General features: G+C 65.0%; 10 protein-coding genes and 1 pseudogene. 8 read left to right on the top strand and 3 right to left on the bottom strand.

Annotated features, from left to right (window positions below):
- Window positions 1-626 precede the first annotated feature (626 nt).
- Complete coding sequence (locus NZL82_RS19375; RefSeq protein WP_261271336.1) at window positions 627-1,253, top strand: SOS response-associated peptidase family protein; 627 nt, start codon at window positions 627-629, stop codon at window positions 1,251-1,253.
- Between the two features lie 2 nt (window positions 1,254-1,255).
- Window positions 1,256-2,236: an MBL fold metallo-hydrolase gene (locus NZL82_RS19370; RefSeq protein ID WP_261271335.1), complete on the top strand. Its 981-nt coding sequence runs from the start codon at window positions 1,256-1,258 to the stop codon at window positions 2,234-2,236.
- 396 nt (window positions 2,237-2,632) lie between these two features.
- Here the strand turns inward: NZL82_RS19370 and NZL82_RS19365 are convergent, their stop codons facing one another.
- Together NZL82_RS19365 and NZL82_RS19360 are read right to left on the bottom strand one after the other, a co-directional pair.
- Window positions 2,633-2,869, bottom strand: a complete 237-nt coding sequence (locus tag NZL82_RS19365; protein WP_261271334.1) for a hypothetical protein — start codon at window positions 2,867-2,869, stop codon at window positions 2,633-2,635.
- Window positions 2,869-3,477, bottom strand: a complete 609-nt coding sequence (locus tag NZL82_RS19360; protein ID WP_261271333.1) for a hypothetical protein — start codon at window positions 3,475-3,477, stop codon at window positions 2,869-2,871. The genes NZL82_RS19365 and NZL82_RS19360 overlap by 1 nt, the downstream gene beginning before the upstream one ends.
- 533 nt (window positions 3,478-4,010) lie before the next feature.
- Here NZL82_RS19360 and NZL82_RS19355 point away from each other — a divergent pair.
- The 5 genes from NZL82_RS19355 to NZL82_RS19335 all read left to right on the top strand — a co-directional run bounded on the left by NZL82_RS19355 (window position 4,011) and on the right by NZL82_RS19335 (window position 8,194).
- On the top strand, window positions 4,011-4,217 hold the full coding sequence (locus NZL82_RS19355) for a hypothetical protein (protein ID WP_261271332.1): 207 nt from the start codon (window positions 4,011-4,013) through the stop codon (window positions 4,215-4,217).
- Between the two features lie 22 nt (window positions 4,218-4,239).
- Entirely contained in the window at window positions 4,240-6,288 is a 2,049-nt protein-coding gene (locus NZL82_RS19350; protein ID WP_261271331.1) for a S8 family serine peptidase, read from the top strand.
- A 30-nt stretch (window positions 6,289-6,318) separates the two neighbouring features.
- Window positions 6,319-6,966, top strand: coding sequence for a hypothetical protein (locus NZL82_RS19345; protein ID WP_261271330.1), 648 nt, complete (start codon window positions 6,319-6,321; stop codon window positions 6,964-6,966).
- Between the two features lie 86 nt (window positions 6,967-7,052).
- Window positions 7,053-7,724: a hypothetical protein gene (locus NZL82_RS19340; protein WP_261271329.1), complete on the top strand. Its 672-nt coding sequence runs from the start codon at window positions 7,053-7,055 to the stop codon at window positions 7,722-7,724.
- 224 nt (window positions 7,725-7,948) lie between these two features.
- The gene (locus NZL82_RS19335; RefSeq protein WP_261271328.1) at window positions 7,949-8,194 is read left to right on the top strand and encodes a hypothetical protein; all 246 of its coding nucleotides are present in this window, start codon (window positions 7,949-7,951) and stop codon (window positions 8,192-8,194) included.
- A 15-nt stretch (window positions 8,195-8,209) separates the two neighbouring features.
- On the opposite strand, the gene NZL82_RS19330 is transcribed toward NZL82_RS19335, so the two are convergent.
- A protein-coding gene (locus NZL82_RS19330) for an IS3 family transposase (RefSeq protein ID WP_405051398.1) occupies window positions 8,210-9,375 on the bottom strand; the annotation gives its coding sequence in 2 pieces (ribosomal slippage) (window positions 8,210-9,123 and window positions 9,123-9,375; 1,167 coding nt in all).
- 91 nt (window positions 9,376-9,466) lie between these two features.
- On the opposite strand from NZL82_RS19330, the pseudogene NZL82_RS19325 reads away from it, so the two are divergent.
- Window positions 9,467-9,596 (top strand): annotated as a pseudogene (locus NZL82_RS19325) (IS5/IS1182 family transposase); the annotation flags it as partial.

The raw sequence follows: 9,596 nt of genomic DNA, 5'->3' as shown, positions 1-9,596 counted from the left end.
GCCACTTGAGGTTATCGTCGCTCATGCCGCAGCATCACCCAAGGCGACTACATCCGCAATGGGCCGGCCGGCGAGGAAGGAACGATCGATAAACTGCTTATCGCGACGGTGGTGAGCAGACGCTTACGGTGGGGCGGTGGAAGACATCATTGTTGCGACTCATATGTTCGCTATATGTTCCGTTGATTCTGTAAGTGGGTCAAGGCGTTGCGGAAGCGGATCGATAATCGGAACGGGACAGGGTCGTGGCAGATGAGGGCTGGGAAAGGGGTGCCCGAGAAGGCAGGGCAGGAGCCGATCACGATCATATCGGGCGGCGTCTGCGCACGTTGGAGGAGTGTGCCCTGCACAAGCGAACGCTGCGCCTCACCTGTCCAAAATGCGGTCACGTGCGCGTCCTCGACGCGGTTGCGCTCTGGTGGATGTTTCACCAGCGAGGTTGGGACGGCACGCTGGGGGTGGTTGGTCGACGGCTATGTTGCTCGGCATGCCAGGCGGAAGGACGCATCCGGCGTCCCCATGTGGTGATCGGCCGGGACCAGCCCACCGGCACCGCTCTGCCCTATCCAGATGCCGCGACGTGGAAGAGGCTTGTCTCGCGCTACCGGTCGTGATCGAACAGGCCAATGTGTAATCTTTACAATATCAAGGTCGATCCCCGGAGCTATTTCGACGCGCTTGCTGCGGTCGACGATGCGAGCAACACGCTGGAGGTCGAGAAGGATTACGCAGCGCCCGGCAAGCCTGGCTATGTCGTCCGCGTCGAGGAGGGGCGCCGGGTGCTCAGCACCATGCGCTGGGGCTTCCCAACCCGCAAACCGCGCAAGCGACCAGCGCGCGAGGGGGAACTGCCTTTCCTCTATGACTGGTGGACCAACGCCCGGAACATGCAGAGCAACATGTGGAAGCCTTGGCTGATGAAGGCCGAGCATCGCTGCCTTGTGCCCTTTACCCGCTTCTCCGAACCCAAGGCTGTCGCCGATCGGAAGGCGCGAGGCGATACCAACTGGTGGTTCACCGTCGAGGATCAGGCGGTGCCGTGTTTTGCCGGGCTTTGGAAGGTCGATCAGGATCATGACCGGGTCTATGCCTTCTGCACGGCCGAGCCCAATCCGCTGGTGGCGCCCAAGCACCCCAAGGCGATGCCGGTGATCCTGCTGGCCGAAGATCAGGAACGCTGGCTGACCGCCCCGGTGGAGGAAGCGCTGACGATGCTGAACGCCTATCCGTCGCAACTGATGAGCGTCGCCTGACCATGGCTCGCAACCGCTATTATGACGGGCCGCCGAGCGATCACTTCGACGGTACCCGATTCTTCAATCCGGGCCAGCCCAGCACCGATCGAGGCTTGCGCGCTATCCTGCGCTGGAAGCTGGCGGGGGCTGCTGCCAAATGGCCGAAATCGGTACCGGTGACGCCCGCCAAGCCTGAGGCGCGCGTCGATGGCCTGTGCGTGACGATGGTCGGCCATGCGTCGCTGCTGATCCAGGCGGCAGGGGTGAACATCCTCACCGACCCGGTCTGGTCGGAGCGTGCCAGTCCGTTCCGTCGCGTCGGGCCGAGGCGGGTCACCGCGCCGGGGATCGCGTTCGACGACTTGCCCCCGATCGATGTCGTGCTGCTGAGCCACGCCCATTACGACCATCTCGACCTCGACACGTTGCGGCGCCTTCATGCCGCGCACGATCCGCTGATGGCGATGCCGCTCGGTAATGATGCGGTCGTCCGGGCGGCGGTGCCAGCTGCGCGTTGCGTGAGCGGCGACTGGTGGGATCGGCTCGACCTCGGCAACGGCATCGCGACGACGCTGACCCCGGCCAACCATTGGTCGAACCGCTGGCCGAGTGACACACGCATGACGCTGTGGAGTGGCCATTATCTGGACACGCCTGCGGGGACGATCTGGTTCGTCGGCGATACCGGCTATGGCGACGGGCGTATCTTCGGTGAGGTTCGCGAACGCTTGGGATCACCTGACCTGGCTCTCATCCCGATCGGTGCCTATGCGCCGAAGTGGTTCATGGCCGCGCAGCATGTCGATCCGGCCGACGCGGTGCGGATCTTTAACGATGTAGGGGCGGGGCGAGCGCTCGGCATCCATTGGGGTACGTTCCAGTTGACCGATGAGGCACGCGAAGAGCCGGTTGAGGAATTGGCCACGGCATTGCGTGCTGCGAGTATCGCACCCGAATGCTTCGTCGCGGCGCAGGCGGGCGGCGTTTACCGCTTCGCCTAGAGCATCTCCAGCAGTAGGCGACCCCTTGGGCGGGGCAACAGCTTGTTCAGACGATCACGAACGAATGCATCGAGGGTCAAATCGGCCGCCGCCCGAGCTTCCCATGGCAGGAAACGATGATGCCCAATCGAAAAAGGAGTCGTCACGGGTCGGGTATGCGAAAGTCAGCCGGTGGCAAAAGCTGCGGTTCGAAAAAATTTGTTTTGAAATGACGCCCTCGTCCAAATCCCGCTTTTTCACTAAGCTTGTCCAGAGTGCGGAGAGCCGTTTCGTACGCAAATGACTTAAAAGCAAAAATTAGAAAGCGATAGAAGCGTTCTGAGCGAACAGTGTGAAACTCAGGAAATTATACGCCTTTCAACCTGCCTGGTTTGCTGAAGCTGCTGAGGAAGTATTCTAGAATATGTTCGAATTTCTGAAAAGTAAACGGACGTTACTTAGTGAAGCCTTCCATGCGACGTTCTTGTCGCGCTCGATGAAGCGGCGGATACGGCGCAGCTTCGACTTTTCGGCCGCCGCGATTGCTAGTTCGAGTTCGGTGTCGAAGTCATCGTTTGCGAGGGGGTTATCGCTGTCGCCTTCGAGGAAGTCGTCGATTAGCCGTAGCTGCTCGAGTTCAACATCCTGGGGCATCACGGTACGCTCCTATTCGCTGTAGCGTTATTTAGCACGCGCTTGAGCTGCCTGCGGCGTGAAGCGAGTTCGGTCGCATCGATGTCCAACCGCCGCTGAAGCTCGGCACCTTTGGCCCCATCCAGCAACGCGTCGACCAGCGCTGTCAAGCGGGGGTCGCGGTCAATTGCCTCGCGGATCGCAGCGATTGTACGGCGGTAATGTATGGCGTCATGGCCGACCTGCTCCGGCGAGGGTGCGGGCGACGCCGGATCGATGCCGCCTTCACCAAATGTGCCGATCAGAACGGGGCGGTGGCCGGCTATATCAGCTTCACGCTCAGCGGAGGTCAGACTGCGCATGATCCCGACGAGGAAATCGGTGACGTTCCAGCTACGCTGGCACTTGCGCCGCCCTTCAAGGGCCCGGACGAAGGCTTCCTGACGTAAATCCGCGGCGAAGATATACCGGTCGCCTGCCAGATAGCGCGACGAAGCAAGGAGCCGCTGCTTGTCCGAATCGGTGAGCGTGCCCAGCATCACGCCGATCTCGGCCGGCGTATAATGGCTGTCGCCGGCAGGTTCGTCGGCGATTGAGGGGGGAGCGGACGAGATGACGATGCCTCCCAATCATAAAAGCGGACCAGCCGGGATATTCGGACAGGAGGATGAAAAAATTGCTTCGGTTGTCTGAATTTTTGCGTTCGTCCGCTTTATGGATTGAAGGATGCTGTTCCCGCTTGTTTGCAGGAATGCCGCGGAGGTCGGCCGGTTTTTTAAGGGCAGAACTGGCCACCATGCCGCCTTCGAATAATGCATGATCTCGTCCACGAGTTACGCCCGATAACATCGTAGCTGCAGTTCAGCGCTTGAGATTGTTAACCCGCCCGGCGTAGAGGTGGACTGTTCGTCAGCAGGCGGACCGAGGCGTGAGAACCTTGCGATTAGTAGCCGAATGCCCGGCCCGAACCAGTTTCGGCCGGGAGGCGGACGCGTATGTCCAGGGTCTTCGGGCCTAAAGGCGTTCGCGCTCGTCTAATCGCGGGTTCTCAACTTCCGGCTCACGGGCCGGCACCGCCTCGTCAACAGGGGCGGTGCCGCCGGCTGGTATCAGCCTGTCAGCACCGCGCGAACGGGGGTTCGGGCGTGGGTGCAAATTATAGATGCCGCAGCAGGCGGCTTGCCATCATCAGGAATTCGACTGCGGCAACGGCGGCGCTGTTGCTCGCCGCATGCGGCGGGGGCGGCAGTGGCGTGAACACACCCGGTGGGAATGCCCCGCCGACCGGTACGCCTTCGCCAACCCCGGCGGCAACGCCGACGCCATCCCCTACGCCTTCACCAACACCAACGGCTGCGGATACCGCTGAGTACAAAGCATCCGCCGCCGTTGTGAGCGCGAAGGCGGCTTATGCCTATGATCGCGGGATCACCGGCAAGGGCGTGACGATCGCGATCATCGACAGCGGCATCGCGCGGTCCTCACCCGAGTTCGCCGGTCGCATTTCGGTCGACAGCACCGGCTTCGAGCAGCGCGTTGCCCGCTGTGCGACGTGTCCAGGCGAGACGGTGCCGCCCTTCGCGATCGACGACAATGATGGCCATGGCAGCAAGGTCGCGTCGATCGCAGCGGCGGCGCGCAATGGCTCCGGCATGCAGGGGCTGGCCCCGGACGCGACAATTCTCGTGCTCAAGGTGACGGGACCAGATTTGGACGGCGTGACCGCGGGCAGCACGACACCGATCCGCGAGGGCACGCAGCCGAACGCAGGTCTGATTGCCCCGGCGCTGCGCGAAGCCGTCGCCAAGGGCGCGTTCGTCACGGTGATGTCGCTGAACGGCTTTGGCGGCGGACAGGTCGCGACCGAACAGCGCGCGGCGATGGATGGCTTGCGCGCCGCCGACCGGCTGCTGGTCGAGTCCGTCGCGAACGAGACCGGCAAGGACAGCTTCGCCGGCCAGTTCGCCGAAACCCTCGTCGGCAGCGACCGCGCCAATGCCGACTGGTTGCTGTTCGCGATCGGGGTGGACGCCAACGGCAACCCGCGTTCCGCCAATGGTAACGCCGGGGTGCTCGCCGACCGTATGATCGCGGCGGTGGGGGTGAATGTGCAGGCGATCGACAAGGACGGCAGCATCACCACCGTCACCGGCAACAGCTTCGCGGCCCCTGCGGTCGGCGGGGCGGCGGCGCTGCTGAAACAGTATTGGCCGCAACTCGGCGGCAAGGCGATCGCCCGCATCCTGCTCGACACCGCCACCGACATGGGCGCCCCCGGAGTTGACCCGATCTATGGCGCGGGGCTGCTCAACGTCGAGAAGGCGATGCAGGCGCAGGCGCCGGCCTCGTCGTTCGCGGCGGCGCAGGCGGTGCTCGCCCGCTATTCATCGCTCGACGTGTCCGCACCGTTTGGCGGCTCGGCGACAGCGTCGATGATTGCGACGGCTGCGGGCAGCATGACGGTGTTCGACCGCTACGGCCGCGACTTCGCCATGACGGGTACGACCGGCATCCGCGCACGGTCATCGGGACTGCTGGCCGGCGGCATGACCGGGTCGGTCGATTCGCTGCCCGTCCGCCGCTCGTCGGTGAGCGAAGCACGGCTGGGCTTCGCCGGGCAGGACGTGGTTGGTCCGTGGCAGGGCGCAACGGCGAACCGGCCGGCGGTGGCGAGCTTCTCGCCCGCAGCCGGGCAGACGGTGACGGTCGGCGCGAACACAGCGGTGGACGGTAGCGGCTTGTCCCTCACCGGTTCTCCTCTGCGCGGCGTGGTCGGCCAGCCCCGAGGCCTGTGGTCGTCATGGAGCGGCGGAGGCTGGTCGGCATCGTTCTCGTCGGGCTCGTCGCGCGACCGCAGTGCGAACCTGCGCGGCGTCACTTTCGCCACCCCGCTTGGCATCGGCCTGGAGGTAACCGACCTCACCGAATACGGCCGGGTGCTAGGGTTCGGCGGTGGCGTTGCTGCATCGGGCTTGCGTGGCGGTCGGACGACGCTCGCCACTCTCGTCGCCAACCGCACCGTGGCGGGCGTCTCGCTGACCGCGCGTGCTACGACGGGTACCACCAGCGTCGACAGTGGCAGCGACGGCCCGATCCGTTTCGAAGGCCGCATCGTCAGCACCGCCTTCGCGGTCGAGGGCGCGCGACCGCTGTTCGGCGGGCTGGCAACGCTCGGCCTGTCGTCGCCCCTGCGCGTCGAACGGGCGCGGGCGTCGCTGATGGTGCCTGTCGCCTATGACCTGATGTCGGGCGCGCTCGCCGAAGAGCGCCGGACCTTCGATCTGTCGCCGACCGCGCGCGAGCTCGATCTCGAACTCGGCTGGTCCACCGCGCTGGCACCTTCCTCAACGCTGCGTTTCGGCGTCGCCCATGCCTTCGACGCCGGTCATGTCCGCGGCGCGTCAGACGTGGCCGCCTTCTTCAATCTCGTCATCCGCTGACCGCAAGGAACACCTATGTCCACATCATCCATGTCCGCCGCTGTCCTGCTCTTCGCAACCGCCACCGGCTTGAGCGGGTGCGGCCAATCCAAAGCCTTGAGCAAGGAGGCGTTCGCGGCCGCGCTCGATCCCGTCGTCCGCGACGTCTTCTGCCACCCGATCGATGTGATGCGGTACGAGGTCGAGGGCGAGCCCGGCGGATCGGGTTTTCCGATCGTCACCTCACCGAGGGCGCCGATGGCAGGACCGGGTTCCGACGGAAAGGCGGTCGCGATGCTGGATGGTCTGGCCAGCGTCGGACTCGTCACGCGCACGACGTTCGAGAAGCCGGCGCGGTGGAGCGGGTCCACCAACCCGTTCGTCCGCCAGCCACTGATCTCCTACGCGCCGACGCCAAAGGGCGCGCCGTATCTTCACGCGGTCGAGCGCAAGGCGACGAACGCCATGGTTTCGGTGCCGTCGCTCTGCCTCGCGAAAGGCGAGGTTGTCGACGTGGTGCGTTGGACCGAGCCGACCGACTTTGCCGGTCATCGGGTCAGCCAGGTCACCTATACCTATCGCGGTGTCGATCCGATCCCGGTCATGCCGCCGGGAGAACAGGCGCAGATGGCCGAGCAGAAGGAGGCGACGACGGCGTTCGAGCTGCAGAGTGACGGCTGGCGTCCGATGCCGCGCTGACGATCGATGTGACTGTCACCATCCCATTCATTTCGACCGACACCATGACCCAGGCGCCGAGCGCCGGGTCGTCAAGGAACACCATGATGCAAATGACCAAGGCTGCTGCCATCGGTGCCGTAATGGCGTTGTCGCTCGCCACCGCTCCCGCCATGGCGCAGAAGGCGCGATTGGCCGCACAACCCGCGTCTTCCGCTAAACCGTTGGCGATGGACGTCGCCGGCGTCCGCCTCGGGATGCCGCTGGCCGCGGTACAGGCAGCGCTGGCGGGGACCTACCGGTGCTCGACATACCAGTCGGCATCGTTCCGGCAACTCGTCGATCGAGAGATCCGCAAGCGCAAAGGCATCCCCGACGGCTTCGGCCCGGATGGCACGGCCGTTGGTGAGCTGACCTGCCAGGGTCCTGCTGGTGAGCATCTCCGCCTGTTCATGGCGCAGACGCCGACGGGGGAGATCGTCGACCGGATCGACCTGACGGTGTCGACCAACCGCGTCGATCCGGCGACTCTCCTTGCGCAGGTCGAGGCCAAGTACGGGCGGCCAACTGAGGGCGTCCCGTCGAACGGATCGTGGTGCACGAGCCGATGCGGCGGCGATCTGACCATGGAGCCCAATCCGCGCATCACCGTCAGGTCCGACGCCTGGTCCCTCAAGATATTCGGCACCCGCGGGCGAAACGCGCGTCTTGCCGATGAGGCGGCGGTAAAATCGGCCGCCGTGCGCGAAGCGCCGGCTGCGGCGCGCGGTGCTTTTTGAGGTCGGGTATGAACAGGGCCACAGTCTCGCTATTTGAGCCTGTCGCCGCGTTATCGCTGATGGCCGCCGCGCCAACGCTCGCGACCATGCCAGTAGGCGTCCCGCGAAACGGCGTCGGGACCACTGAGGCCGTAGTACCGCTACGGCCGCTCTCGATGGCAATGGTCATGAACGCGGGAGCCGCGGGGACTGGCTGCTCGTGGTCGCTGGCGAAGGACAGACGCATGCGCTTCGCCGCAGCCGACGACCGCGCCGTGATCCGTCTGGCCAGCGGCATCGTGCGACTTCGGCCTGCGACCGGCGCTGGCGACCTTTTCCCGTTTGCCTATGATCGCTGGGCGGGTGACGGCCTCACCGTGACGGTCACGCCCATCGGCCCATCAAGGTGGAAGGGCACTGAGGTGAACGAGGGGGCGGCGGATATCAAGGTCTACAACGATGGCCGCCGATGGATCGCGCAAGGGCGCTGACGTGACCCCCGGCTTTCATCCAGCCGGAACCAGAGACCGGCGATTGTTGTGGTGCACGAGCGCACCCGAAGCAACGGCCTGGACGCGTCCAGGCCGTTGCTTCTCGATCTCGGCGGCGAAGGCCGCCGGGGTGGCGTAGCCGAGCGACGAGTGCGGACGCTCGGTGTTGTAGTCGTCGGCCCATGCCCGGACCATGGCGCGGGCGTGAGTGAGGCTGAGGAACAGGGTCTCGTTGAGCAGCTCGTCGCGCATGCGGCCGTTGAAGCTCTCGACATAGCCGTTCTGCATGGGGCGGCCCGGCGCGATGTAGTGCCACTCGACCTTTGCCTCGCCCGACCAGACCAGCACCGCGTTCGAGGTCAGCTCGGTGCCGTTGTCGCTGACGATCATGCCTGGCCGACCACGCTCGGCTACCAGGTCGACCAGCTCGCGCACGACCCGCTTGCCGGAGATCGAGGTGTCCACCACCGCACGCAGGCATTCGCGCGTGACGTCGTCGACGATGTTGAGCACGCGGAACCGCCGGCCAGTGGCAAGCTGGTCATGCACGAAGTCCAGGCTCCAGCGCTGGTTGGGGAGCGCCAGCACCGGCCCAGGCGCCCGCGCGCCCACGGCGCGCCTTCGCCCCTTCCTGCGCCTGACCGTCAGCCCCTCCTCCCGGTAGATCCGCTGCGTCTTCTTGCGGTTGATCGTGACGCCGTCCCGCCGCAGCAGGATGTGCAGTCGGCGGTAGCCGAAACGGCGCCGCTGGCCGGCCAACTCGCGCAGACGTGCCCGCAGATCCTCGTCGCCATCGCGACACGAGCGGTAGCGCATGCTCGTCCGGTCGGCCCCGATCACGGCGCAGGCGCGCCGCTCGCTCATCCCGAACCCAGCCTGCAACCGCGCGACCGCCTCCCGCTTGGCGGCCACGCTCACCACTTTTTTGCCAGCAGGTCTTTCAACCCCGCATTGTCCAGCATAGCGTCGGCCAGCAGCCGCTTGAGCCTGCCATTCTCGTCTTCCAGTGCCCGCAGCCGCTTCGCCTCGGACACCTCCAGGCCGCCATACTTGGCCTTCCAGGCGTAGTAGGTCGCGCTCGACATGCCGTGCTTGCGGCACAGCTCCGTCACCACCGCACCCGCCTCGGCCTCCTTCAGAATGCCGATGATCTGCTCTTCCGAAAACTGCTTCCGCTTCATTCCGTCCGTCCCTTCGAGGGCCCGGTCTCTAGGGTCAGGACCTATTGATGTGAGCATCGCGATCTGATTCAGGCTCCGCAAGGAGACTGGAATGAGCGACCTGTTTTGGCTGACGGATGAGCAGATGGAGCGGCTGCGACCGTTCTTTCCCAAGAGCCATGGTAAGCCGCGCGTGGATGACCAGCGGGTGCTGAGCGGCATCGTGTTCGTCAACAAGAATG

The sequence above is a fragment of the Sphingomonas sp. LC-1 genome (assembly GCF_025371035.1).
Taxonomy (GTDB): domain Bacteria; phylum Pseudomonadota; class Alphaproteobacteria; order Sphingomonadales; family Sphingomonadaceae; genus Sphingomonas; species Sphingomonas sanguinis_E.
Note: the sequence above shows the minus strand (reverse complement) of the source record. Positions and strands in the feature narration are given on the sequence as shown.

Coding starts and splice junctions, on each gene's coding strand:
- NZL82_RS19375 (WP_261271336.1), top strand. CDS start 627: ATGTGTAATCTTTACAATATCAAGGTCGATCCCCGGAGCTATTTCGAC.
- NZL82_RS19370 (WP_261271335.1), top strand. CDS start 1,256: ATGGCTCGCAACCGCTATTATGACGGGCCGCCGAGCGATCACTTCGAC.
- NZL82_RS19365 (WP_261271334.1), bottom strand. CDS start 2,869: ATGCCCCAGGATGTTGAACTCGAGCAGCTACGGCTAATCGACGACTTC.
- NZL82_RS19355 (WP_261271332.1), top strand. CDS start 4,011: ATGCCGCAGCAGGCGGCTTGCCATCATCAGGAATTCGACTGCGGCAAC.
- NZL82_RS19345 (WP_261271330.1), top strand. CDS start 6,319: ATGTCCGCCGCTGTCCTGCTCTTCGCAACCGCCACCGGCTTGAGCGGG.
- NZL82_RS19340 (WP_261271329.1), top strand. CDS start 7,053: ATGCAAATGACCAAGGCTGCTGCCATCGGTGCCGTAATGGCGTTGTCG.
- NZL82_RS19335 (WP_261271328.1), top strand. CDS start 7,949: ATGCGCTTCGCCGCAGCCGACGACCGCGCCGTGATCCGTCTGGCCAGC.